A 24,966-nucleotide genomic window follows, 5' to 3' on the forward strand; every position below is an offset into this window, starting at 1 on the left:
GATCGTCCGACTTCGTAGGCCCGACGGCGAGTTGGGCGTCCGGTGCAACGAAGCCAATTCCGTCAGAATGGGGGCGCAAACGAGAGGCCACTACCTCCTGGCTCAGTGATCGGTCGATCGCGTCGGGGCCAAACCGGATTATGCCGCCGCCACCCTTCGGTCTTGGGCGGGGCGCCCTCCGCAGCGAGACCCGAGAAAACCCACCCGTATGGACCACGTCCGGTGTCCTCAGGAAGAGCCACCTGCGCCGCGATTCGGGTGCTTGATCATCCAACGCATCCTGCGTCGAACGCGTCGAACGCGTCGAACGAGCGTGCGGTAGCCCGATCGGAACGGACCGAAAGAGATGACCACCAGCGCGGCCTACTCAATGAGCACGGCCCACAGCGGGAGCGATGTGCCTGCCAGGTACCCAGCAGCCGTCACGAAGACGCCCACAAGGGCGGTCAGCACGGATCCGGACACGTTTCTTCCGTTCGATCCGCTCCTGGCAGGGAAGCGTGGATCTCAAGCATCGGACGATCCGCCCTCGGCGCGGTCGGATCTCACGTCGGCGAGGAGATCGTCGAGAGTGAGGACCGGGAAGCGGGCCGGTATGAATCCGGCTGCGGTGATCCCGCGCGTGACGAACACGGTCTTCAGGTCGAGGGCTGCTTGTTCAGGCGCCGCTGCGCCGAGCTTCCGCGCGACCTCCCGCACGTACGGGCGGACTTCGTCGTCTTTCCGCGCGAGCTGGGTGGCGTACGACGGTGAGGTTCGTCCGTTGGAGCGTGGCCGATCACGGTAGAACGTCTGCAATTGTCGAGCCGTTTCCATAATGCCGAACACGGCTGCGGGATCCTTCGCTTCGATGAGCCAGACTGTGTTGTCTCCAGGCCGCGCGGCGACGATGTCGATCTCGGTTGTCAGTTCCGGGACGCCGATACGTGTTCCGTCGCCGGGTTTGATGCGGCTGACGGTGGTGAACCCCTCATCGTTCAACGCTTCCGCGACAGCAGTTTCGAAGTGGTTGTTCCGTTCCGCACGTAGCGCCGCGAGTGCTTGGCCGAGTTGAGCTGTCGGCGGTGCCGACCACGGGAGGATCCCTTGTGTGAGGTAGTTGTTGTAGACGCCGAGGGCAACTGTCATGAACTGGGGCGCTATGAGAAGGTCAGCGTCGACCTGGACAATCGGTTGCACGAGCAAGCGGTGTCGCCGTGTGCGCGTGAGCCACGGTTCCCACTCTCCTGCCAGAGTCTGGCTGCTGCTGGTGAGCAGTCGAGTCGCTGCGCGCAACCGTGCGCGACGTGCTTCGTCGGTCGTGTCCACCGCTTCGAACACCCACTGTTCGACCTCGTCCGGACTGGCGCGGGCGATGTTGGCCGCGTCCTCGAATCGATCCCAATGCGTCAGGGCGATGAGGACGAAGTAGATGTCTTCGCGCGACGCGCCGAATTCATGCAGCATCGCCGCGTCGAGGTTGTTGATGACGCGTGTCGATGCGACTGACTCGATCGGGTCGACGTCGTCCAGGTTGGATGCGGCGGTTGCCATGTTGAGGCTCGCGGAGTCGAGTGGCCACTCGGCGGCCTGGTCCGTGAGATCCGGCCTGACTCGCAGCTCGAAAAGGTCCGTCAGCTCGATTTCAACGGGCGTGATCCCGTGGTGAAGTCGTTCGCTGTGCTGCGTGATTGCTAGGTACGCATCGGCGGCGGCGAGAAGTGCTCTCCACGCGTGTCCGTCGATTGGAGCTACTGCCGGTGCACTGGGAATGTCGGGAGCGCCCGTGAGGTCCTGGACGGCTGCTTCGATGAGTATCTCGTTCGCTTGACGGAGGCGGACGAATTCGGCAGAGGCGAGGGCCATCCGTTCGGTGGGGTCCCACGCGGTTGTTAGGTGACGGGCAACGCGCTGCAGGTTGCCGACTGATCGCTCTCGGGCATCGGCAACGCGAACGAGCTGTTCGAGGCCGTAGCTGATGACCTCCCGGGGGGCGTGCACGCGAATTCGTCGGCGGAGTTCCTGGCGGGCGGTCGGGGCGATCAGGTCCCGCACGAGCGCGTTCGCTGCAGTGCCCCGGTAGGTTGCCGGTCGTGTCGCCGATCCGGCGATCCGCTCGGCCAGGATGCGCGTCATTCGGGACTCTTCCGCATCGTCGAAGCGCACTGGGGATGGCAAGTTGAACCGAGCCGTGCGAGATTCCTTGCGCTCCATAATCAGGAAGGGCGGTGCCGCGATGAGCGCCGCGCGGATGTGCTCCGCGTCCGCGTCGCTCGTGCCGGTGCCCCGGACCATGTCGGCGAGCGGGGCTGCGCACATCTCGTTCGTCGCTGTCGGGTTCCCGTCCGCACGGTCGGCGAATGATTCGATGCCAACTCTCCAGGCCGTGTGCCCGATTAGTCCGATTGGGGAGATGTCGGTGGTGCTGCCGGCGATCGGGCTGCTGTCGTCGCTTGACTCGAATCGGACGCGGTAGCCGCGCGCCGCCGAGGTGTGATGCGCCTGCGCCCATTGGTCACCGATGGAGTCCACGGCGAACGCAAGCCCGCCTCCAAGGTCGCTGAGCAGCGTGAAGGGGTTCCCGCGATCCCAATCGTCGCTCGCGACCGGGAAGGCCACGGGAGGTGAGGTTGTAGTGACCGCCCACGCGTCAGGAATGGGCGCCTCGTACGTTCCGCGGCGTTCGTTGTAAAAGGGATTGCCCGCGAAGACGGCCTTCGGCCGCCCGCTCGTGATGTCGGCGAGCTGTGCATCTCGAAGTGGCGGAAGTCCGACATTCAGAAGTGCGGCTTCGAGGGTGTTGAGTTCGGCCGCCCTCTCCCACTCAGCTTCACCGGCGTGCGCTTCGAACATAGCTGCTGAAGGCATGACGCCGCCCGGGAAGAGCTGCTTGCCGTTTGCCCGCCATGGCTCCCAGAGGTTGATCGTCTCCCAGCCGAATAGCGGTGGCAGGTTCGGATCGGCCAGCTCTCGCGCGAACGCGAGCAGATCGCCGTTGTCGTCGGCGGTTTCTGCGATCCAAGTGAGATCTTCGAGAGCGGCCGTAGCACAGCCATTCCGTTGCGGGGCCACGAGATGTGTCGCGCCTGCAAACACGAGCAAGGGAACGATCTCCGTACCCGCGGGAAGTGTAAGCAGGCCACCGTGAGCGAACGGCACCTCGACTGGTTCGGATGCGTCGCGCGCCGCGGAGGCGACCAACTCGACGGCGAACTCGTGCGCGGTGTCCGGGTCGCGCATCACCGGCACCACTTGGACGGCAAGCACACTTGTGGGGCTGAAGGGCACGACCCAGTCGACAGCGTGGGAGTTAGCCCCCAAGAAGTGGTCTGGCGCACCGATGACGGTGCTGTCGAAGCGGAGCAGGGCATCTCGGGTCTGGATGCGGACGCTGCGGCGCACCCGGGCCGCCATTTTGTTGTCCGCCTTGATGCTGAGGACGAGTTCTGCGGTCGCAGCTTGGAGGATTTCGGGGATGAACGCGATTGGGACCCATCGTTCGCGAACGGGGTTGCTGCCGACGCGGAACCGGAGAAATCTGCCGAAGCCGCTGACCCCGTCTGGTGTGTAGTGCGCGTGTGCTCCGGCGGTCGTCATCCATTCGAGGGCACGCGAGTCAGCGTCGGTAAGCGCGAGATCCGGCTGATCGGCGACGAAACGTTGAACTGCGTCAAGTTCCGCGGCCGCGACGTCTATCGGATCGCCGAGGGCCAGATCGGGTTTCGGCCGCCAGCTGTCCGCAACTGCAGCGATTGTTCGGTCTGCGTAGCGGAGGGCAACTCGCAGAACGTTGCCGATCCCAAAGCCGTGTCGTTCTATGAGGGTGTCGTCCAGGACATCGGCGAAGCGGAGTGCGCGCGTGATGTCTGCGATCGGGCGTTCGACTGTGCCGGGAAACAGGTTGAGGAGTTCGTCATCGAGCCTGGTTCGGACGCGGAGAGTCGGGTCGGTTGCGATGAAGTCTTCGTAGCGAATGTCGATGCCGGCAGCCTGGGCAACGCTGTCGACAGCGTGCTGCAGGCTGGGCTGTCGCTCACCGCGCGTCAGGGCCGCGTCTTCCGCTCGAAGGGCCGCGGCAACTGTCGCCCCAACGGCCGTCCAGCGGTGCCGGCCTCCCGGGGAAGCTCCAGCGGCGGTCAGCTTGACCCAGAGATCGTCAGGGTCGGTCCCGACCAGGACCGCGGCGACTTCGTCGACGCGTCTGCCACTGGTGCGTTGCTTCTTCGGCTTCTTTTGTTTGGTTCGCCCCATACGTTGATTCTCATACATACAGCCGACATCCGTGACGATGCCTCAGTGCGAGTTACTGATCGCACTATGGCTCGTCGAGGAGTTTGATGGCCCGCCCGCAGGAGATGATCACCAGTTCGAGGCTGCGGCAGTAGAGCGATACATCGCGTCTGGTGCCGTTCAGGGGGACCGACTCCCGTGGTCAGAGTCGCTTGCGATCATGCACACACTCGACGAGATCTGTCGGCGAAACATGTGCGTCGTCCGAACCGGTGCCTTCGCTAGCAGGCCCGCCCGCAGGCGGTCTGCACACCCCGCCGCTCGCAGGTCCGGCCGCCTACGCGGCATCTCCCGGTGCGAAGCGGTCATCAGTTGCTCGGAATAGAAGTCAGGGCAAGCCGAAGGGGGCGCACCCTTGCCCGGGTTGCAGCACTCGCTGCCTTCGCCCCACCGGCCGCTGATGCAACGCTCCAACGGTCGCACTTCCTACATCGGAGCACCTGCGCTATTCTTCTGTCAGGTGTATGGCCCTGGGGCCCACTGGCTCGTGACCAGATATGCCACAGAACAGGTTTGACCCGGGTTCGAGTCCCGGCCCGCTTTAGCGCGGTGTAGCTCAACAGGACAGAGCCACCTCGTTCATCCTTTCACGACCAAGTCGCCTTGGTCCAGAAATTTCCCGAGCGAGCAGCGGTTTCAAGATCGATTTCTTGAAGGTCTACCGGGCTATAGTTGTGACGGGCGTATCCAACCAGGGAGCGGCGCCAGGAACTCGAGTTCCTTGCCTTCGCTGTATGCTCAGAGAAATCCGCAGTCGCGATCGACGCCCACCGACTCTTCGGTAGAGTAGCCGAAAGTAATTCGTTGATCTCACGGCCGAGTGACTTGGTGATCGCAAACGCAGTGAACATCGTCTCCGCCGTAACAGCGACCCGGCCATCGCGCAGCAGATCCTCAGGAGAGCTCCCGCCGTTTATTTGGCGCCAGACGGACAATGCTGGTTCCTCTACTTCAGCAATCTTTACCTCTAGATTATCGCTTACTTCTCCACCTGCGTGCGTGATCGAATTGCGAACCTCTCGGAGCACATGAAAGAGCTGAATGAGCTGAAGCGGCTCCGTCGCTCCACAAGTTTCGAAAAGCACGGTATGCATGTTCCAGGCTTTCACCGGCTTCCCATGTGTGATAAGCGTGAAGCCCGAACTCCTGAGTTCGCCTAGGGTATCCATGACGAAGTCCTCGTGCGTCGCTAAAGCGTACGGCACCGCAACAGAGGCTATGTGAAAGTCCGCGTCGTCAAGATAGCGACGGGCATCATCGCTCCGCAGATTGAAGCGCTTGATGTGGGGAACAGAAGGAAACAGCTCGGCGAGCGGCTGACTCTGATTGTCACTCGACGATAAAGCGTGGGCGGCAAGACGGGACCCTGCGAGCATGGCGGTCATGGCGTCATTCACCTCAATGCGGCTCTGAACATACTTCCGATACCCGGGGTACTGAACTTCGGTCATTCGGACGCTCCTCTCCAGTGAACTAACTACTGATGGGTTCCGGCCCTCGGAAACTGGTGACGCGAGCCGGTCGCTGGCAATCGACCATATGTGGAAACTTGATGCAGTAATTCAGCCTAACTCAATTCGACAGACGGGTGAACGACGACGTGGTGATTGTGCTCGCGGGCGAGGCGGAGCAGGTCCGCCAGGGCGGGACTCTGCTCGTCGTGGGAGCCTGCGTACGGTTTCAGCGCAATCACCGCGTTGGTGTCGAGGAGGAAAGTGAGGAGCGGCGGCGCAGCCATGATCTGAAGCTAGTCGAACGCGAGCGTTCTTTGCGAAGACTGCGCGAGTGTCGGGATTGCTCGTTCTCCGCGTCGTCGGTCCGTTGTTACGGCAAGCGGACCCAGGGTGGCTTCGATGGAAGGTGTGCGAGCCAGTCGATTGGCTCGCAATGGTGCTCTGTCACTGGAGGGAAAGTAGTGATGGCCCAGCGCACGTGTCGCACGGGCCGGCCGAGCTCGACAGCGAGAGCTTTCAGCGTTGGCGCCTTCACCCTGAGGCGATCGTGAAGTAGATCGAGGTCGATGTCATGCAGTTCGTGGCCGAGGCTGGCTCCAGGGTGCGCGAAGCGACGAGGACTCCAAGTGACGACTGGAGAGCTGGAAGGGATCGATGGGTTCGGGGGTGGAGTCAGGGTGAGCCAGGCGCTGAGGTAGGTATCGATGGCCTCCTTGAGCTCGGCAGTCATCTGCATGAGGAACTCGGTGTAGCTCGCTGCGTCGGATACATGTTCTCGGAAGCGCAGGCGGTCGGGCAGCGCTGAGGGAGGCGTGGCGGTGATGCGCATGTAGGCGTAACGCTGGGCGTTGAGATGGCGTCGCGCTCGGCCCGTGTCGTGGCCGATAGATTGGCAGATGAGGCGCCAGTGGTGTTCATCGAGGAGCCGTGACGTGTCGAGCTGTTGCCGCTGTCGGTAGTTGATGGGGCCGGGAGCGGCCCTGAGTGAGAGTGCGAGTTCGGTGAGTTGGCGCAGTATCGAGGTGGTCTGCTGGGGTGTACCGAACATCGTCGGCCGCAGCTTCCGCCCGATGCCGGCGATCGCCTCGTAGTCCGGTAGAGCGCCGGTCCCGGCGATGCGAAGCGCGTCAGCGAGTGCGTGTTGCAGCGTGATGCCGTCTGTTCTGGGGTTGGTGCCGAGGGGTGCCGCCCATGATGGCCAGAGCAGCGGGGGTATGGCGCCCTCGGCCCAGGTGACGCTGGTGGGGGAGTCGGCGGCGTTCATCAGGGCGCTGAACGATTCGGGGTGCGCATCGGGCGCGTCCCATCCCGCTCGGCGGATGAGTTCGAAGCCTTCCCATGCGGCTGCTGAGGCTGCGGATCCGTGTACAAGGCGCTGTATTGGGCTGAGGTCGTGGTCGAGACTGCGGATCACTCGTCCGCGCATGAGTGCGTCGATGCCTGGCCAGGCGTCGAGGAAGTTGCGGGCGCTCCAGGGTGCGGGCGCTTCTTTGTCGGTGCGAGCCGATCGGTCGTAGGTGAGCTGCCGGATGGTGGGTGCCACCATTGGCTCGTCGTCCATGATGAGTCGGTAGGCGGCTCCGAGGAGCGCTGCCATGGCGAGGGGTTCCTTGGGCGGGGAGGTGCCGATTCGGACGCTGTGATCGAACAGTCCTCGGAGTTCCAATTCGTCGACGCCGGAGAGTTCGGAGATGGTGTCGTGGTGGCCCGCCGAGAGCAGCGCGATCGCGACGCCGCGGAGCGTTGCGGCAGGGATGTCGGGGCTGTCGTAGGTCCCGGGACGCCAGTGGCGTGAGATGGCTCGTTGCGCGAGAAGCATGGGGGAGTCTGCCGTCAGTGGCTCTTCGCTCCACGTTTGCGCGAGCGGGTGGCGGCAGTAATCGCTCTCACCCACGGATGCCCAGCACAGCGCTGGGTCACGGCACTCGACTTCGCGAAGGGACGCCTCGACGATCGGCTGGTGGCAGGCGGGGCAGGATTCGTGGAGGACGGTGTTGTGTCGTTCGCAGATGAAGCACCACCAGAGACGCCACTCGATGTAGAAAACGCCGGGCCGTTCGAGCAGGCATGTTGGGCAGTAGCGCGTGCCGCCGCCACGCGTCCAGTTCTTTGATTGCGCGAAGGTGCCGTTGACGCGGAATGCTTCGAGCTCTTCGGGGAGGTGGCTCATCACCATCGTCGACAGCGTGTCTGCGTCGACGCCGAGACCAAGATGGATCGCGCGGGCAACCTCTTCTGTGAGCAGGTTGCCGATCTTCTGCCGGCCAGCGCTCGGGATAGCATCCAGTCCGCACCAAGCGAAGATGTCGGCGGCGGACGAGTCCATGGCGTGCCCGACGCGCCGGAACATGGACGGTAGCCACTCTCGGGGCGCGAACTCGATGCTCGCGCCGATCCGACGGACGGCAGTGAGGTCGATGTAGGTGAGGGGTTTGTTCATGGTGCCGGTGCGGCATCGGTAGCCCAGCGGAACCGTTGAGCTCGCCATCCCTCCAGCCGGCGGTGCCGGCCGCGAGCCACGCGCTCGTTGAGCCGTACGGCGTCAATGATCTCCGCAGTGATGCGCTGACCGGGCGTTCGGATAGCCGCGAGGCAGGCCCCGGTGACGAGCGCAGCGAGAGCATTGACGTAGCCCAGCGTCGAGACCCAAAGGTGCTCCTCGAACTGCTCGCTGAACACCGTCTCGCCACGCTCGTGTCCTGCGAGTCGGACGTGCGCCTCGAGTCCCCGGAGGAGCGCGCGCCACTCGCTGATCTCTGCCTTCGTGTCATGGCCGTACCGCTCGAGATCCTGGAAGGCCCAGCGGGCGATGGATTGTGTCTGCGTGGCGTTCTGCGCGACCGTCTTCCGGTCTACGAGCAGGTGGCGCACGTTGTGCCCGGCGAGCACGACTCGGAGATTCATGTTCTGCAGCGCCTTGAGTGCGTTGTGCAGGTACATGCCGTACTGACCGTCGAAGTTGATCATCTGGACCTCGTCGATGAACACGTACTGCACGCCATGCCGGAGCGCTGCCTTCTGGAACGCCACCTGCGGGTCCTTCGTCGCCGGGACGGAGAGCTCGTCGCAAAGATGGGCGAAGAACGTCTTTACGTGAGGGTTGCCGTCAGCAGAGTGGAAGATCACTGGACGCCAGTCCGGACGCACCAGCTCGTCGCTTTGTCTTCTCGCGCTGCCGTCCAAGCGTCGATCCCACGCGGCCGTGCAGAGCGCGCGCACTGCGGCGCGTTTCAGAAGCGTGGTCTTCCCGGTGCCGGGTGGTCCGGTGATGACGGGAACGTCCAGGAGGTCGTCGTCCTCCTCAGGCTGCGGCTCTGGCAGGTGCGCAAGGTGGTCCTCCACTGCCCGCACCTGGGCGGTTCGAACGTACGGCCATGCTTTGTACCAGTCTTCGTAGGCCCGGAGGCGGCGGCGCCGGGCGTCGCCGCCGAGCTCCCGGAGATCGTCGTATGAGAGCACTCCGGGATCATCGCTGCCAGCCATCGCTATGCGGCTCACCCATGCTTGATCGACCGCGTGGAGGAGCCGCCAACTTGCGAGCGGGTGTTCGTCGGCGCCGAAGTACGCGCGGATCCGAGGATCAAGTTCACTCATCAGCCGAACCGGTCAAACAGGTCAACGTCAACCGCGTCGACGTTGGGCAAGAGATCAAGGCCAGCATCGTCAAGAACAAGCTCGTCTCCGGCAGCGAGTACGTCGTCGACGAACTCCGCGCCGAGGAACTGCTCCGCGCCGACGATCGTCCCGAGGTCGCCCCGCTGGATAGCAGTCAGCTGAGAGACGAGAATCTCTTCCGCGTTCCTCTTGCCGTGCAGGTTTGCCAGCAGGATCTTGTCCTCTGCCTGCCATTGCGTGATCATGTCAATTCGCAGCGCCTGCGCCTGCTTCTTGGAGTACGTGCCCCCTTCAAGCCGTGCGTTCGCCCAATCAAGATCAAAATCTCCGAAAGCGACCGTGTCCTCAGTGCGGTGCACCCACGGGACCACGTAGGCATTGCCCTCCGGGTCAAAGCAGTACACCTGTCGCAGGTCCGCCGGGTTCCAAAAGATGCGGACCTTGCCGCTCGGAGCCGCCCCGTCGACCTCGATGAGGAACCGGATGATGGGTGCGTTGTACACGAGTTTGCGGCGGGTAACGCCGTGCCGGGTGAGGCGAAGGACCATGTTCGGCAGGAACCGAATCCACTCGTTGCGCCAGGCCGGCATCTCGGTGATGCCGTGCTCCTCAGCAAGTTCGATCCATCGCTCCGTTGGGCTGAGCTGGCGGTGCGTGTCGGCGTACAGACCCTCGTGCTCCTCCACGTTGTGCAGGTCGGTCCACTGCTGGTCGCGGTCAACGAGTTCACGCCAAGTGAGGACCAGTTCCTTCGTCGAGTCGCGGCCGCGCTCGCTGACTGCCGAGCCGATGTAGTTGCGCTGCTGCTGCTCGTAACCGGTCTTTTGGGAGCCGAAGTGGCGTTCCAAGCGCCCCTTCCCGCGTCCGTCCTTCACGCGTGCTGGTTCAACGTCGATGCCGAGCCGGTGCAAAGTGAACATGCCGTACTTGTTGAGGAATTCACGGCCGTTGTCCATGAGGAGACGACGCGGCGGGATCGGCCACCGCGAGATCACACGGGGCAAGCCGACGAACGGGCGCGGGAAGGTCCGGCCTTCAAACACGACAGCGTCGTGTTCGTCAGTCATCCGGTGGAACGCGTCAGCGATCGCGAGGCCGGCGGCGTATCCGTTGACCTCCTCGGCGATAGACCTACCGACGATGTACCGTGAGCAGGCCTCCATTATCTTCGTGTGATCCACGCGGACTTCTCGTCGCTTACTGACGTCGGCGTAGGGGTCACGAATCATGACGTTCGCGGGCGTCGCGTCAATAAGCCACAACTCGCCGATCCGCTCTGGTTGACGACGCTGCAGGGACACCTTCGGCCCCTCGGCCGCCGACGCTCTACTCTTCGCGTTCCGACGCAGGTGAGGGTAGCGGGCGTAGACCATCGCGAGGGCTCGCTCGAAGGTCCGTTGCGTCGGAACGATCTCGTCGATCTCACGTCGGGCCCATCCACAGTAGGCCTCGAACATTGCCTGATCGGTGACGGTGGACTGAAAGGCCGCATCCGTCAGAAACCGCCGGACTGACGGTTCGATGCGTTGCGGCAGCGTGCCGAGGTCATCGGTGAGCATTCGCGGGTCGTAGAGACCTGCGTCCCCGTTCGTGGCCTTCTCGAGGATCGTGCGGACAAGTTTCTTCGTGCTCTCAACATGCGTTCCACGCCGCTTGGCGAGCACCGCCGCGATTGCGTTGATGCGCGCGACGCGGCCCGTGACACGGGTGGGATCATGCCACGGGTCTGGTCGGTCGCCATCGGCCTGCTCGGGCCGGAGGCCGGTTTCGAACCAACGGACGATTGCTTTCCGTTCTGCCACCTTCGCCGCCTGCTTAGGCGATGCTCGCTGTTCGAGGGATTCGAGCTTGTCGCTCAGTGGCGGTGGTGCATCGTCCCGAGCGATCAGACGCGCCAGGCGACGGATCGGCATCGAGGTCACGCATCCGACCGTGTCGCGCAGAGTGACCCATGCCTCGCTCACGGTGTCAATGACGTACGACACTCCATCGAGGATGACGGGTACGTTCGGCGCGATCTCCTGGCGCCACGCGTTCTTAGGCATCGTTCCGCCAGACGGTCGAGCTCCGGCTGTACGGCGAGAACATGTCTGTGAGGAGAACCCGCCGCCAGAGCATTCTCCGAATGAGCGTCAGCGACCAGAGCCGCTGGTAACCACTGGCGTCGAGGCGTTCTGCGAGCTCCGTCGCAGGCATGGGTTCGTCGCAGAGATCGAGCGCCACCCGTGACCAGCGGTCGTAGCTGATGGCGGGTACGGACGCCTCGGTTAGGTTCTCAAGGTTCCGCCGGAATGGGCGAGACATGCCGGTCCAGATGGCGTACCCCAGCCCGAGCAGGCGCAGGGCGTCGGTGATGGCGGGGACCTTCCGCACCCACGTCTGGTCCGCCGCCTCCTCAGGCGTGCGAACGTCGACGATCATCGGCGCGTTCGACGGCCCCATCACCATGACGTCGGGAGTGTGCGTCGTCAACGGTGCGCCGACCGGCCAGAGCATCGTGAACGGCTGGCCCGCGATGAAATGCACCGCTGGATGGAAGTCCGCGATCATCATGAGCGACCGCTCGTGATGCGACTCAGCGCCAACATGGTGACCGATCGTATGCAGCCAGGTCGCAACAGGCTTGTTGTCTTGCTTAAGGCGCCGGGCGAACTCCCGCATCGAGAGCAGCTGAGGCAGGAGTGCAAGGTCGAAGTGCTCAAGCTTGCTCAACGACGTCGTCTCGCCGTCAACGGTGTAGGCGATTCGGATGTGATCGGCGAATCTGCGCCTGTCGATCGCTAATCGCCGCGGACCCGACAAGGGTCGGAAAACTCGCACGCGTCTCGGATGAAAGCCTGCGGAGGACGGCACATGGACGGGCTTCGCGCGTCGGTCGCCAGGTCCGAACCAGTCGGTGAAGAGACCGAGCGGGTCCACGTTGCGCGTGGCGGGGTCGTCGATCCCCACGCGATCCTGCTGCGCGGTCAACTCGACCAACTCCGAGCCGCGGTCGCCGGCCCAAAAGGGTGGTGACAGGATCGGGAGGACAGGGGGAGGCGCGGACGCCTCGACGGCATCGAATGAAGTAGTAGAACCGTGCACAGCGGCACGGTACTCTTAACTCCTGGTTATATACAATGGTTTCATCGATCGGAGGTCTCGTGGTCCCTTGCAGCGCGCACCCATCGCGAGACCGCCATGGCGCTCGCACCGACGGCATCACCGATCTTGGTTGTGGTGAGTCCGATGTCCGAGGCCTCGACCATGAGCTGCAGCCGCCGCTCGGTGGTCTCACGGATCACCAGTTCCGCATCGCGCAGCTCCTGCAGCAGCTCCGCGGCTCGGGCTTCGTCCGACACGACCTTTCGCGGCGAAGTCTTGCGACGGGAGGAGAGGGGCTTGGTCATCGTGCAGTTCCGGTTCTCTCGGCGAGCATCGGACCGGCGCTTGCGCGCCTCGCGGGCACGTGGAATGATCCGACGCGAATCTCGCTCGGATCAGACGTAGCACTCTGGGTTCCTGTGGGCACTACACGCGACTTCCCGGTCGCGTGCCGAGGGGTCGAAGACGACCCCTGCGAGTCGTGCCTGCAGGCCATTGTAACTCCCGGTCTCTCCACCATCTCCCCGGCTCAGAGCCGGTCCAACTTCGCCATTCTGCCTCGTTTACGAGGGAAAACACCGAACCGAAGACTCAGACTGAGGGCAAGCAGCTCCATCCGTCCTTCACCGCACCCGCGTCCCGCCGGGACGTCTACGAGCCCGTCAAAGCTCATCGATCGGAGACATCGTGGCCCGCTCGGAACCGGACTCCGGTGAGTTTGCTGCAGCCGCGCGGGTACGGACGACTCGCCCGGCTGCCCTGCGGTTGACGGACCCGGTTCTACGTCGGTTGCTCGAGCAGGTTGCGGACGGCGCGGGGTCTGCGGCCGACGCCGTCGAGAGCGCCTTGAACCATGTTGATCACAATCGTCAGAGTGCCACTCTTGGTGGTGACGCCGACCGGGCGTTGTCACTTGCTGATGCGGCGCTTGGTGCGGAGGGCTTGCAGGTCACCGACACTGCCGTAAGAGAGCTGGGCCGCCGAGTTGCCGAGGGGCGGATGACCGGCGACGAAGCAGTCGCCTTCATCGACGCGCTCCTCCCGTCCGGCGTTGAGGGGACACAAGCTGAGTCTCTGGTCGCCACCCTCGACGAACGAATTGGTCCCTTCTTCGATGCAGCCTCACTGCTCGGCCTACTTCAAGTGAGTGCCGCCGCCCTGACTGCATTGGTCCAGGACGGCGATGTGTTAGCTGTCGTGTCGGCCGAGGGTCTCTCTCTCTATCCGGCATTCCAGTTCGACGAGACCGGGCAGCTCCTGCCCCGACTACGGGAGGTGCTCGCTCAACTCGACCCCTCACGAACTGATCCTTGGGGAGACGCCGTCTGGTTGAACGCCCCGGGCGATGAGCTTGACGGGATGAGCCCAGCCGCCGCCCTCAGGGACGGGCGAGCGGACGACGTTATTCGTCTCGCAGGTCAAGCGGGATCCTTCCACTTCGGATGAAGGCCGACCAGCAAGTCTCCACACGTGCCCGACCGTCTCGCTTAGGGGACCTTCTCCGGAAACCATTACGGACTACCCATCCGGACGGGTTGCCAGCGTGGCCGTTCGCGTGTGGAGTTGATCGGTTGGTGGCGGTGTTTTGTGATTGTTTCGTGTCGCTAGGTGCCGATGACGAGGATGCTGGCGGCGGCTTCGATGACGTCGTCCGTGATGGTGTCGAGTTGGTTGATTTTGAGTACGCGGCTGATCTGGGGGAAGAGCCGTTCGAGGAGTCGGAAGTTGCCGCGGGTGATGCGTTCGATGGCGGCGATGGCTTGGGCGTCGGTGAAGTCGTCGGGGTCGAGTGTTTTGCCGAGTCGTTTCCAGTGGCGGTCGAGGACGAACAGGAGCTCGTCGCGGCCGAGGGTGCGGTAGTGGTGGGAGAAACCGAGGCGGCTGTAGAGCTGGGGGTAGTGGCGGAAGCGTTGGTCGATGCCGGGCATGCCGATCAGGATCATCGCGAGGTGGGTGCGGTCGTGGTGGTCGCGGAGGAGTTCGAGGGCGGTCGCGGTGAGGCGTTCCGCTTCGTCGACGATGAGCAGTTCGACGAGGTGGGTGACGTCGTTCCGTCGAGTCACGTCGGTGGTCGCGTCTGGGGTGAGGGAGCGGAGGTGTTCGTCGGCGCAGATGCCGACCTTGGCCTGCCAGTGCCGGATGTCGTGCATGAGGTCTTTGGGGCGGCAGAGTACTTCGGGTGTGTAGAAGACAGTGCGGGATCGGTTGGCGAGGGCGTAGTGCTTCGCGTCGTGGTCGCCTCTGGGCCCCCACTCGTTGATGTAGGGCTCGAGGGTGTCCCAGTTGGCGTAGCGGCGGGCGGAGTTCGTCTTCCCGACGCCTGCGTCGCCGTGGCAGATGCCGATGGTCTGTTCTTTCCGGACGGCGTTGGCGAATTCGGTGAAGCGTCGGTGTTCCTTTGTGACGATGAAGGCTTGGTTCATCAGTCGTCCTCTTCATAGGTGCGCAGCCGCGGCCGCCGGTTGGATGGTTCGGGGGCGCGGGGTTCTTCGCGGGCGGCGACGGTCGGGATGCGGTCGTTGATCGCCCGGCGGAGCTCCTTGCGGCGGGTGCGGCGGGCGGTTTCGATGTCGCGGAGGCTCAGGCGAAGGTTCGGGTGGGCTTCGTCGACCGCGGTGCAGATGAACGCGTCGCGGTCGTAGACGCGGACCTCGGAGACGTCGCGGGGGTCGTATCGGATCGTGACGGTGTGTCCGACGAACGAGGCGAGCGTTGGGGAGAGGTAACGCTGGCCCTGGAAGTGGATGCCGTCGCGTTGCACGACCCGGTTCTTCGGAACGGTCAGGAGCAGCCCGTCGAGTTCTTCGAGACTTTCCGGCATGCGAGGCAGCCAACCGTCGGCGACCCACGCGTTGCGCGGCGACATCCCCAACTCGCTGTGAAGCCGGGTGTTGTAGCCGCCGATGAAGTCGCGGACCGCGTGGTCAAGGCCGGGCAGATCCAGCACGGGCTCGGGTGAGCGGGCGCCGGGTCCGAGGTGTCCGGGGAGCGTGCTGAGGAGTTCGGTGTTGATGGTGCCGAAGAACCGTTCGATCTTTCCCCGTCCTTGGGGTCGGCCGACGGTCGAGTGAATGATCCGGATGTGCAGGGCGAGTGCTGTCCGTTCCAGGTGTTGGCTGGTGAAGTCGGAGCCGTGGTCGACGTGCAGGATGTCGGGGATCCCGCACATCGCCCACTCGGGGTCAGTCTTACGCCAGATGGCTTGTCGAAGGGCGAGTGCTGTGTTCATGGCGGACGGGGCGCCGGTGAAGACCATGTACCCGCAGATTGCACGGGAGCTGTCGTCCATCACGGTGGTCAGCCAGGGACGGTCGGGCTTTCCGCTGGCACCGACGATCAGGATGTCGAGTTCGGTGTGGTCCGACTGCCAGATCTGGTTGGGGCGTTCCGCCCGCCGGCGGAGGACCAGTTCGTGCTTGTCCCGGTACGACGCCGGCCCCTCCAGCGCCAACGTGACCAGGGCTGGGTCGAGGGCGTGGACGATCTGCCGCACGGTCGCGTAGCTCGGTACCGGGACGGCGCGGTGCTGCGCGTCGGCGGCCGCGTGGCGGTGCAGTGTTGCAACGCTCGGTCGCGGGCGGGTCAGCGCCAACCGCTCGATGAACGCCACCGTCTCGGCGTTTGTCCGGCGGACACCCTTGTCGGCGCGGGGACGAGGGTCAAGGGCTGCGCTGCCTCCGCTCCGGTACAGCTGGTTCCAGCGCTGCAGCGTCCGGATGGAGAGCCCAGTTTCCCGGGCGAGGACCGCGATCGGGATCTGGTCTTCGACATGCAGCCGAAGAACACGCCACCGGTCCGCCGCGTCCACACGTCACCTACACGCTGGTGCTCTGCCGGGCCGCGGCGGCCTGTTGATGCCGGTAAAAAGTGGCGCGGCTCCACCCGACAAGTTTCGCCGCGTCCTGCGCGGTGCGCCCCTTCGCCCTGGCCTCGGCGACGAGCTTGAGCTTGTCGGCAACGACGACTGGGTCCGATAGCGGTCGACCGAACCGGGTGCCGGTGTTCCGGGCGGCCGTGATCCCGGCGTTGACACGTTCGGTGATCAGCTCGCGTTCGTACTCGGCCAACGTGGCGAGCATGTTCAGCATCAGCCGCCCCGACGTAGTCGACGGGTCGATGCCGTCCGAGATGCTCTTGACCTGCACGTCCCGTTCCCGGAGCAGCTTCACCGTGTTGAGCACATCGATCAGGGAGCGCCCGAGCCGGTCGACTCGCCACACCACGACCGTGTCGCCGGGTTCTGCGTACTCGAGGAGCTTCTGCATCCCGGGACGCGAGATCGCGGTGCGACTGCCGGAGGTCACGTCGGCGAAAATGTCCCGCTTCTGCACGCCGGACTTCATCAACGCGTCGACTTGCAGCTTCGCGTCTTGCGTCCTGGTGCTGACCCGCGTGTACCCGAGATGCCTCACCACCCTATTCTGCCTCGGAAACCCCTCAACGCCGTGGAGCAGAGGCACATCATGGTGAGACATGTTTGCAAGACACGGAGCGCCGCAGAAGTACGCCACGAGGACACGCCGGTCCCGGGTGGCAGTAGGTGTCTCGAAAAGCTTTAGGTTTTCAAGGCACGCATTCGGGCGCTAGTTCCGAGGGGAACTGACCGCAAGGTACCCGTGAATTGCGTCCCGATCGTTGACATTGCCCTGTAGTGGAAGGTCGAGACTTCCCTTGCTGCTCGCCCCTTGTCGTTGCCAAGGAACCAGGCGTGCATCTCGACGGAAGGACGACCATGTCTCACGATCAAAAGCCCCCGAGCAACAAGACCGTGTGGGCGGCATTAGGGCTGCTCCTCATCCCGGTTCTGTGCTGTACGGCACCGGTGCTGGTGGGTGTGGGCGCGGTGGGGGTGCTGGGATTGGTCGGTGCGGCAGCGAATAACGTGTGGGTCAGCGTAGTCGCGGCCCTCATCGCCATCAGCGTGGTGGGGTGGTTGCTTCACCGTTGGTGGGTCCGGAAGGGCCTGTCCTCCGGGGTGGACGATTGCTGCGAACCGGGCGGGCCCGTGGTGCATGAAAAGCAGCTGGCCGAGGATCTCTCCCTCGAGGCTCACCGGGTCAATGACGGTGAGGGCCGACGATGATCCGGAGAGGACACGGCTCGGGTACTGGGAGGAAATCGCGTCGCTTCCGGGCTTTCACCGGAGTGGTGGCGGCGGTCGCGGTCAGTGTGGGGGTGGCTGGCTGTGCCGGTTCGGCCCTCGGGAGCGCGTCTGCCCAGGGATCACCCTCGGGGATCGCTACCCACAGCGACCCCACGGGAACGACCCGGTTCACGGCGACGACCGTGCAAGGTGGCACCGTTCGGATTCCGAGCGCCAAGCCGACAGTGCTTTTCTTCTTCTCGGTCGAATGCGGTTCCTGCGGTCCAGAGAGCGGTGTCCTCGCCCAGGCGCAGAAGGCGAACCCGAACGCCGCCAACTTCGTCGTCGTTGATGTCGCCCCCACCGAGAGCGCTGCCACGATCACGTCGTTCCTGACCCAGAATCACGCGGCCACGATGGCGTATGCCATCGACACGAACGCGCACCTAATCGCGGCATACCAGATTCAGGCTCTCAGCACGGCCGTGGTCCTGAACCCGGCGGGGAAGGTTGTCTACACCGGGGTCGACCCCAGTGCCGCCGTGATCCGGGCGGTCCTGAAAAAGGCGGGCGCTGCGTGAACGGGCTGTTTGTGCTGGCGTTCGGGGCGGGTCTTCTCGCTCCGGTGAACCCGTGCGGTTTCGCCGTCCTGCCCGCCGTCCTGGCTTACGGCAGTGGCGCCGGTTCGGGAGGGCGGGAAGGAACATGGGCGCGGCTAGTGGGCGGCGTCCGATCCGGGGTGGCACTCTCGGTGGGGTTCACCGGCACGTTCACCGTGGTCGGGTTACTCATCGCGGCCGGTTTGCGTCCCCTGATCGGCGCGATTCCGTGGTTGGCCGCCGTTCTCGGCGCGGTTTTGGTGCTGTTGGGTCTCGTGTTGGTTGCCGGGGTAAGGGTCCCGCTTGGGGTGTCCCGTTTGGCTGCGGTCGGCAAGGACCGCAAACGGGGAGGGATGATCGCGTTCGGTGCCGGGTATGCGTTGGCGTCTGCCTCGTGCAGTCTCGCTCTGCTGCTCGCCGTCATCACGCAGGCCCTGTCCGGATCGGGGTGGGCAAGCGTACTGCTGGTCTTCGCCGGGTACGCCGCCGGGTCAAGTGTTCTGCTGGTTGCGGTAGCGGTGACGGGCGCGTTCGCCGGCACGATCATCACCGGACGCATCCGCCGGCTACTGCCCCACATGTCCCGGATCACCGGGATGGTCCTCGCCCTCTCGGGCGGGTACCTCCTGCTCTACTGGCTCCCCCAACTGGCCGGCGGCGCCCCTGGCACGACCGCCCTCTCCGCCGTGGCAGGCCCTCTCTCGGGATGGATCAGCAGCCACGAACTGATCGTGGTCGCCGCCGTGGCCCTCATCGTCGTCAGTGTCCTCGTCGGAGGTGCCCTCAGACGAACGGCCGTCCACCGGCGGAACGCGAAAGACTGCTGCGACACAGAGACCACCGACCCGTCGACGTCCCAAACACCGCTGTCCGACACACTGCGGTCGGGGGTGGCCGGGACGCGCCCTGGCCGGGGATCGGATGCGGGTCAGAGGTAGCTGCAGATCTGGTCCGGATCGCACCCTGCCGGGTCCGCTGACGCAACCGCGTCCCGATATCCGGCGACGGTTGCCCGCAACGCTTGAAGCTCCAGGATTTTCTGGTCGAGGTCGTGGAGCTGTTTCTGCAACGCGTCGTTGACGTGCGCGCACGGCGCCGAGCCGGCATCCCGGACCCGAAGAATGTCCCCGATCTGGGCCAGCGTCAAACCCGACAGCCGGCTGCGGCGGATGAAGTTGAGTCGGATGAGGGTGTTCTTCCCGTATTCGCGGTAGCCGTTCGACGCCCGCCCAGCTGTGGGCAGAAGGCCCCGCTCTTCGTAAAACCGCACCGTCTTCGTCGTGGTCCCCGTCGCCGCCGCCACTTCACCGATCCGCATCGCCAGCACCTTCTCCGCTCGGAACCCGTGCACCCCTTGACCTTCCCCCACAGGGGAAGGTGCAGAGTGGGTGCCACGCTACACACCCCGGAGGAACCATGCCTGAGTTGCCCATTTTTGACTACGACCTCGCCATCATCGGCTCCGGTGGGGGCGCCTTCTCCGCGGCGATCAAAGCAACCACGGCCGGCAAACGGGTGGTCATGATCGAGCGCGGGACCGTCGGTGGGACCTGCGTGAACACAGGTTGCGTTCCCTCCAAAGCATTGCTGGCCGCCGCCGAAGCACGCCATGTGGCCCTCGATTCCGGACGGTTCCCCGGCATCACCGCTCACGCCGACCCCGTGGATATGACCGCGCTGATCGGCGGGAAGAGGGCACTCGTTGAGACGATGCGGGCCGAGAAATACGTCGACCTGATCGGTGAATACGGGTGGGAGCTGCGCCAAGGAACCGCGTCGTTTAACGGCACCGCCGACGCGCCCGTTCTTGAGGTCACCGGGTTCGATGGCACGAGCAGTGCCGTCACTGCCGCCCACTACCTGATCGCGACCGGTTCCGCCCCGGTGGTGCCCGCGATCGACGGATTGGACGAGGTGGGTTATTTGACGTCGACGACGGCAATGGAGCTGGACGAGGTGCCCGAGTCTTTGCTGATCGTCGGTGGCGGTTACGTGGCCGTGGAGCAGGCGCAACTGTTCGCCCGACTCGGCTCGAACGTGACGATGATGGTCCGGTCCCGGTTGCTGTCCTCCGAAGAACCGGAAGCTGCCCGCACCCTGATGAGCGTGTTCGCTGACGAAGGCATCCGTGTCCTCCGCCACGCCAACATCGCCTCCGTCCGCACCGACCCCGCCACAGGGGAGATCATCGCCATCGCCACGACCTCGGGCGGCCGGGACGAATTCCGGGCCAGCAAAATCCTTCTCGCCACCGGCCGCCGCCCGGTCACCGACGGGTTGAACCTGGCCGCGGTCGGCGTGAACACCGGCAGCAACGGGGCTGTGGCCGTCGACAACGAGCTCGCGACCGCGAATCCGCGGATTTGGGCCGCCGGGGACGTCACCGGGCACCCGCAATTCGTGTACGTCGCCGCGGCCCACGGGTCATTGGTTGTGGACAACGCTTTCAACGGCGCCCACAGGGAGGTCGATTACCGGAGCCTCCCCCGCGTCGTGTTCACCAGCCCCGCTGTGGCCGCCGTGGGAATGACCGACAAAGAAGCGAACCAGGCGGGAATCCGGTGCGAATGCCGGGTGCTGCCCTTGGACTACGTGCCCCGAGCGTTGGTGAACCGGGACACCCGCGGGTTCATCAAAATCGTCGCCGATGCGAGCACCGGAAAAATTGTGGGCATCACCGCCGTCGCCAAAGAAGCCGGTGACCTCGCCGCCGCGGGCGTCTACATCCTCGAAGCCGGCATGACAGTCGCCCAGGTCGCCTCCATGTGGTCCCCCTACTTGACGATGGCCGAAGGGCTCAAAATCGCCGCCCAGTCCTACACCACGGACATTTCCAAACTCTCCTGCTGCGCCGCCTAACACCACCCAAGCCGCCCCCGACCTACACGAAAGGAATCCCATGACCACCCCAACCACCACCGAAGTGACGGAACGGCTCACCTCCGGTGACACCGGCCTCGCCGGCTGGCTGTGGCTGCCGCTGATCCGACGCCTGGCAGACGGTGACCCCGTCGACATCAGCGACCTCACCACCGATACCGGCCGAAGCGCCGACGACATCCGCGCCGCTCTGGCAGCAGTCCCCGACACCGAATACGACGGCTCCGGCCGGATCATCGGGCAAGGCCTGACCCTGCGAGCCACCCCACACCGCTTCGAGGTCGACGGGGAACAGCTCTACACCTGGTGTGCACTGGACACCCTCATTTTCCCAAGCCTGTTAGGACGTGCCGCGCGGATTCAGTCTGCCTACCAGACGATCGGCACACCGGTGAAAATCAGTGTCAACCCGACCGGTGTCACCAGCGTGGAACCTTCCACCGCCGTGGTGTCCCTGGTGAACCCCGAGGACATGAGCGCTGTGCGGTCCTCTTTCTGCAACCAGGTGCACTTCTTCGCCTCCCCGGAAGAAGCAACACCGTGGCTGGAAGCCCACCCCGGGGGAAGTGTCATCCCTGTGGACGAGGCCTACCGCCTCGGCACCCAGATCGCACAGAACATGCTCACCGAAGCCGCTACAGGTGGCACTCCCTCGGCAGCGGGACCCTCCTGCTGCTGACATTGCTCCACAAGGATTGAGGAGAAGTTCATGACCGAACATGTTGACGTCGCGGTCATCGGGATGGGTCCTGGCGGCGAAGTCGCTGCCAGCCGGCTGATCAAAGCTGGCAAGAAGGTCGCCACCATCGAACAGGAACTTATCGGAGGAGAATGCGCCTACTGGGCATGCATCCCCTCAAAGACGCTCCTGCGACCCCCGGAAGCCCAGACGGAAACCGACCGCGCCGCCGGGATCTCCGGAGCCACCCTCAACTGGGCTGAAACCAGCGATTACCGGGACTACATGATCCGGAACCTCAACGACGAAGGCCAGGTCGACGGCTATACCAAACAGGGCGCCCTAGTCCTGAAAGCCCCCGCCCGCATCACCGGGCCCGGGCGCCTCCAGGTCGGAACCCGCGAGGTGACGGCGGAGCACATCATCATCGCCACAGGCACCGACCCCTCCCTCCCCAAGCTCGACGGGATCGAGAACATCACCGCGTGGACGAACCGGGACACCTACACCGCGACCACCCTCCCCACCAGTGCCGCGATCATCGGCGGGAGCGCCGTGGGGGTGGAAACGGCCACCTTCTTGACCCGCTTCGGCGTCCACGTCACCCTTCTGCACCGAGGAAGCCGGCTGCTTGAACGGGAAGAACCCCGCGCCAGCGCCCTCGCTGCGACCGCCCTGGAAGAAGCCGGCGTCAAGATCCGACTGAACGTCACGGCACAACACGGCCACCGCAACGGCGACCAAAGCGTCCTGACCCTGAACGACGGCACCGAGATCAGTGCCGACGTCATCATTTTCGCGACCGGCCGCACCCCCCGCACAGCCAACCTCGGGACAGAAACAGTCGGAGTGACCCTGGACAACCGCGGACATGTTCACGTCGACGAACACTGCCGGGCCGCAGAAAACGTATGGGCCATCGGCGACGTCACCGGCATCATGCCCTTCACCCACGTCGCGAAATACCAAGGACGCATCGCCGCAGACAGCATCCTCGGAAACCCCCGCCCCGCCACCTACGACGGGATCCCTCGCGTGGTGTTCGGCGACCCCGAAATTGCCGCTGCCGGCCTGACACAAGCCCAAGCCGACAAACAAGGGATCCCCACCACCAGCACGGAACTAAACCTCGCAAACGCGATCGCCCGGCCTTGGACCTACGAAAGAGACCCCCGCGGACACCTCGGGCTCCTTGCCGACACCGACAAGAAGACCCTCATCGGCGCCTGGGCAGTAGGCCCCCTCGCCGCCGAGTGGATCCACCACGCCGCCCTCGCGATCCGAACCGAACTCTCCCTCGATGTCCTCCGCGATCAGGTTGCTCAATTCCCTACCTACACCGAGGCCTACCAAGCAGCCCTCGAGCACCTCGCCGTGTAAGCCCCTGCGACATTTAACGCTGCAAAAACCCCGCCACGAAGCGATCAACTTCACACCGTTCGCGCGCGAGGTTGGGAACGCCGAGCGTCCGGTTGACGACCGGCTACCGGTTCACTCGTGCCTTGCCGGTGAAGGCAGCTGAAGCCTCGCTACATCCGACGCTTCCGTGCGGCGAGTCGGAGTGCCTGGACGGAACGTCGGTGCTGTTCCGCGCGATGGCGGCCGTTGGCGGGAGAGGGGTGTGGTGCCGCGATGACGGGGACGAGTCGGGCGTGCTCGTCCAGGGTGAGGTGTCGCATGACTCCCTCGAGAGCGATACTCCCGTACGTGACGATCGCCTCGACGGAGGGAAGCGCCCTGAGGAGAACGCCGAGGGCATGTCGTCCCTCGTCGATGTCTGCAGGTCGTCCACGGCCGGGGAGTTCCCACGGGATGAGGTTCCAGCGGAGGTACTCATTGCGTGCAAGTCCGGACTCGATGCGGGCTGCGCGGAACGCGGCCGCGGTCGGCCCCGGGTTGTCCTCGCTGCAAATCGCCGAGTGCGCTGCGGCGATGGTCTGCGGGCCGGGCGACTGCATGAGGACCAGCACGCGGCTGGTTGTGCCGCCGGATCGTGGGTCGAAGTTCGGGACGAACCGCCGTGAACCGTCGGGCGCGGTGCGCCACGTCTCCGCGAGAGCGTTCAGCGATCGAACGTCCGCGAGCTCGTCGGCGAGTTCGTCGGGGGTGCTCATGCCGGCTGTGGTGGTGCGAGGAGGGTGCCGCGGATGACTGAGCCGTGGAAGGTGCGGACGGCGACGGTGATCCACGCGGCGACGAGTCCGACGTAGTAGACGGCTGCGAGGACGGCGACGACGGTGAGGCCGGAGTGCAGGGCCAGGCCGTTGAGGCCGGTGACGCAGGTGCCGACGGGGAACGTGAAGGACCACCAGGTCAGGCTGAACGGCAGGTGTTCGCGGGCGGTGCGGATGGTGATGGCGAGGGCGATGGCGGTCCACAGCAGCGCGAAGCCGAGCATCGCGAACCCGTACACCAACGCGACAACCAGGAGCGCGTGGGTGGTCGACGCATCGACCACGGTGGGGGCGTTCGAGGCGAGGAGGTTCACCGCGGTGATCGACTGCCCGACGGGCCCGAGGACGATCCACAGCGTCGGCACCATGCCCGCGGCACCGACCTTGTGCCGCGCGAGTCGGTTCCAGATCAACGTGATCACGACCAGCGACGTGATGAGGCTGAGGCCGAAGAAGCCGTAGCAGGACCACAGCAGTGTCTCCCGCGCCTGCCCCGCGGGGGCATATGGCAGGAGGAGTGCGCCGGTGGAGGCGGACACCATCGGCGGGACGATCGGCATGAGCCAACCCCCGAACGCGGAGTCGGGCTTGTTCTCGTGGCGGGTGAACGCCAGGTACGGCACCAGGACCGCGGTGAGCAGGCCGCCGATGGTGCCGATGCTCCAGAGGACCCAGTCGATGGTGACGGCGGCGGGGAGGCCGATCCAGTCCTTGCCGAGGAGGATGGTGCCGGCGCCGACGGTGAGGAACGCCATCGGCGGTGCGCCGTAGAAGTGCGAGATCACCGGGTGGAGGTGGTGCTTCGCTGCGGTACTCCGGTACCGGACCCAGTGAAGGACCGTCGCGACCGTGAGGGCGACGAGCAGCACCGCTGCGATCGCCCACACGATCGTCGCCGCCGTGCGGAGGCCCGGGAACTGCAGCGGCAGTGATGCAGCGGCGACGGCGACGATCCCGGTGCCCATGATCGACGCGAACCAGTTCGGGGTCAGGTTCGACACGATAAGGCCCGGCCGCTCCAGCTCCCGGAACAGCCGCCGGTCTCGCGCACCGTGCTCGGAAGCTGCGGGTGCGTGGGCGAAGTGAGCGGACATGTACTAAGCGTGCGCGTGTGCCCCGTGGTTCGGGA

The 24,966-nt window shown here is 64.9% G+C and carries 21 protein-coding genes; 7 read left to right on the forward strand and 14 right to left on the reverse strand.

Going from position 1 to position 24,966, the window contains the following annotated elements:
• Positions 1-507 precede the first annotated feature (507 nt).
• From MON03_RS17000 to MON03_RS17035, 8 genes are all read right to left on the reverse strand, one after another.
• Entirely contained in the window at positions 508-4,230 is a 3,723-nt protein-coding gene (locus MON03_RS17000; protein WP_242089658.1) for a hypothetical protein, read from the reverse strand.
• A 626-nt stretch (positions 4,231-4,856) separates the two neighbouring features.
• Positions 4,857-5,720, reverse strand: coding sequence for a hypothetical protein (locus MON03_RS17005; RefSeq protein ID WP_242089659.1), 864 nt, complete (start codon positions 5,718-5,720; stop codon positions 4,857-4,859).
• Positions 5,721-5,836: 116 nt separating this feature from the next.
• The gene (locus MON03_RS17010; protein WP_161968397.1) at positions 5,837-6,007 is read right to left on the reverse strand and encodes a hypothetical protein; all 171 of its coding nucleotides are present in this window, start codon (positions 6,005-6,007) and stop codon (positions 5,837-5,839) included.
• An 86-nt stretch (positions 6,008-6,093) separates the two neighbouring features.
• On the reverse strand, positions 6,094-8,211 hold the full coding sequence (locus MON03_RS17015) for a TniQ family protein (RefSeq protein WP_242089661.1): 2,118 nt from the start codon (positions 8,209-8,211) through the stop codon (positions 6,094-6,096).
• A complete protein-coding gene (locus tag MON03_RS17020) occupies positions 8,160-9,317 on the reverse strand; it encodes an ATP-binding protein (RefSeq protein ID WP_242089662.1) in 1,158 nt (385 codons plus the stop codon). Before MON03_RS17020 ends, MON03_RS17015 begins: the two co-directional genes overlap by 52 nt.
• Complete coding sequence (locus MON03_RS17025; protein WP_242089663.1) at positions 9,317-11,383, reverse strand: Mu transposase C-terminal domain-containing protein; 2,067 nt, start codon at positions 11,381-11,383, stop codon at positions 9,317-9,319. Before MON03_RS17025 ends, MON03_RS17020 begins: the two co-directional genes overlap by 1 nt.
• Positions 11,376-12,287 (reverse strand): hypothetical protein, encoded by a 912-nt coding sequence (locus tag MON03_RS17030; RefSeq protein ID WP_242089664.1) that lies wholly within the window; start codon positions 12,285-12,287, stop codon positions 11,376-11,378. The genes MON03_RS17025 and MON03_RS17030 overlap by 8 nt, the downstream gene beginning before the upstream one ends.
• 176 nt (positions 12,288-12,463) lie before the next feature.
• Entirely contained in the window at positions 12,464-12,727 is a 264-nt protein-coding gene (locus tag MON03_RS17035) for a helix-turn-helix domain-containing protein (protein ID WP_242089665.1), read from the reverse strand.
• 382 nt (positions 12,728-13,109) lie between these two features.
• On the opposite strand from MON03_RS17035, the gene MON03_RS17040 reads away from it, so the two are divergent.
• Entirely contained in the window at positions 13,110-13,868 is a 759-nt protein-coding gene (locus MON03_RS17040) for an antitoxin VbhA family protein (protein ID WP_242089666.1), read from the forward strand.
• Between the two features lie 158 nt (positions 13,869-14,026).
• Here MON03_RS17040 and MON03_RS17045 read toward each other — a convergent pair whose 3' ends face one another.
• From MON03_RS17045 to MON03_RS17055, 3 genes are read right to left on the reverse strand one after another with little or no spacing between them, the layout of a single operon-like run.
• Positions 14,027-14,845, reverse strand: a complete 819-nt coding sequence (locus tag MON03_RS17045) for an AAA family ATPase (RefSeq protein ID WP_058624134.1) — start codon at positions 14,843-14,845, stop codon at positions 14,027-14,029.
• Positions 14,845-16,230: a TnsB C-terminal domain-containing protein gene (locus MON03_RS17050; protein ID WP_058624135.1), complete on the reverse strand. Its 1,386-nt coding sequence runs from the start codon at positions 16,228-16,230 to the stop codon at positions 14,845-14,847. The genes MON03_RS17045 and MON03_RS17050 overlap by 1 nt, the downstream gene beginning before the upstream one ends.
• Positions 16,231-16,237: 7 nt before the next feature.
• A complete protein-coding gene (locus tag MON03_RS17055) occupies positions 16,238-16,834 on the reverse strand; it encodes a recombinase family protein (RefSeq protein WP_058624142.1) in 597 nt (198 codons plus the stop codon).
• 296 nt (positions 16,835-17,130) lie between these two features.
• Here MON03_RS17055 and merT point away from each other — a divergent pair, with 296 nt between their 5' ends.
• From merT to MON03_RS17070, 3 genes are read left to right on the forward strand one after another with little or no spacing between them, the layout of a single operon-like run.
• A complete protein-coding gene (gene merT, locus MON03_RS17060) occupies positions 17,131-17,505 on the forward strand; it encodes a mercuric ion transporter MerT (protein ID WP_153004260.1) in 375 nt (124 codons plus the stop codon).
• A complete protein-coding gene (locus tag MON03_RS17415; RefSeq protein ID WP_081323130.1) occupies positions 17,502-18,086 on the forward strand; it encodes a TlpA family protein disulfide reductase in 585 nt (194 codons plus the stop codon). Before merT ends, MON03_RS17415 begins: the two co-directional genes overlap by 4 nt.
• The gene (locus MON03_RS17070; RefSeq protein WP_242089667.1) at positions 18,083-19,042 is read left to right on the forward strand and encodes a cytochrome c biogenesis CcdA family protein; all 960 of its coding nucleotides are present in this window, start codon (positions 18,083-18,085) and stop codon (positions 19,040-19,042) included. The genes MON03_RS17415 and MON03_RS17070 overlap by 4 nt, the downstream gene beginning before the upstream one ends.
• On the opposite strand, the gene MON03_RS17075 is transcribed toward MON03_RS17070, so the two are convergent.
• A complete protein-coding gene (locus tag MON03_RS17075) occupies positions 19,033-19,422 on the reverse strand; it encodes a MerR family transcriptional regulator (RefSeq protein WP_242091486.1) in 390 nt (129 codons plus the stop codon). The genes MON03_RS17070 and MON03_RS17075 overlap by 10 nt on opposite strands.
• A gap of 98 nt (positions 19,423-19,520) precedes the next feature.
• On the opposite strand from MON03_RS17075, the gene merA reads away from it, so the two are divergent.
• Genes merA through MON03_RS17090 form a run of 3 tightly spaced genes read left to right on the forward strand, consistent with a single transcriptional unit; the run spans position 19,521 to position 23,043 of the window.
• Positions 19,521-20,963 (forward strand): mercury(II) reductase, encoded by a 1,443-nt coding sequence (gene merA, locus MON03_RS17080; protein ID WP_242089668.1) that lies wholly within the window; start codon positions 19,521-19,523, stop codon positions 20,961-20,963.
• 40 nt (positions 20,964-21,003) lie between these two features.
• Complete coding sequence (gene merB, locus MON03_RS17085) at positions 21,004-21,663, forward strand: organomercurial lyase MerB (RefSeq protein ID WP_058624139.1); 660 nt, start codon at positions 21,004-21,006, stop codon at positions 21,661-21,663.
• 30 nt (positions 21,664-21,693) lie between these two features.
• On the forward strand, positions 21,694-23,043 hold the full coding sequence (locus MON03_RS17090; RefSeq protein WP_058624140.1) for a dihydrolipoyl dehydrogenase family protein: 1,350 nt from the start codon (positions 21,694-21,696) through the stop codon (positions 23,041-23,043).
• 149 nt (positions 23,044-23,192) lie between these two features.
• Here MON03_RS17090 and MON03_RS17095 read toward each other — a convergent pair whose 3' ends face one another.
• Positions 23,193-23,777 (reverse strand): uracil-DNA glycosylase family protein, encoded by a 585-nt coding sequence (locus MON03_RS17095; RefSeq protein WP_242089670.1) that lies wholly within the window; start codon positions 23,775-23,777, stop codon positions 23,193-23,195.
• A complete protein-coding gene (locus tag MON03_RS17100) occupies positions 23,774-24,838 on the reverse strand; it encodes a TDT family transporter (RefSeq protein ID WP_242089672.1) in 1,065 nt (354 codons plus the stop codon). Before MON03_RS17100 ends, MON03_RS17095 begins: the two co-directional genes overlap by 4 nt.
• Positions 24,839-24,966: the final 128 nt, after the last annotated feature.

Source organism: Curtobacterium sp. DN_7.5 (genome assembly GCF_022655355.1).
GTDB classification, from domain to species: Bacteria; Actinomycetota; Actinomycetes; order Actinomycetales; family Microbacteriaceae; genus Curtobacterium; species Curtobacterium luteum.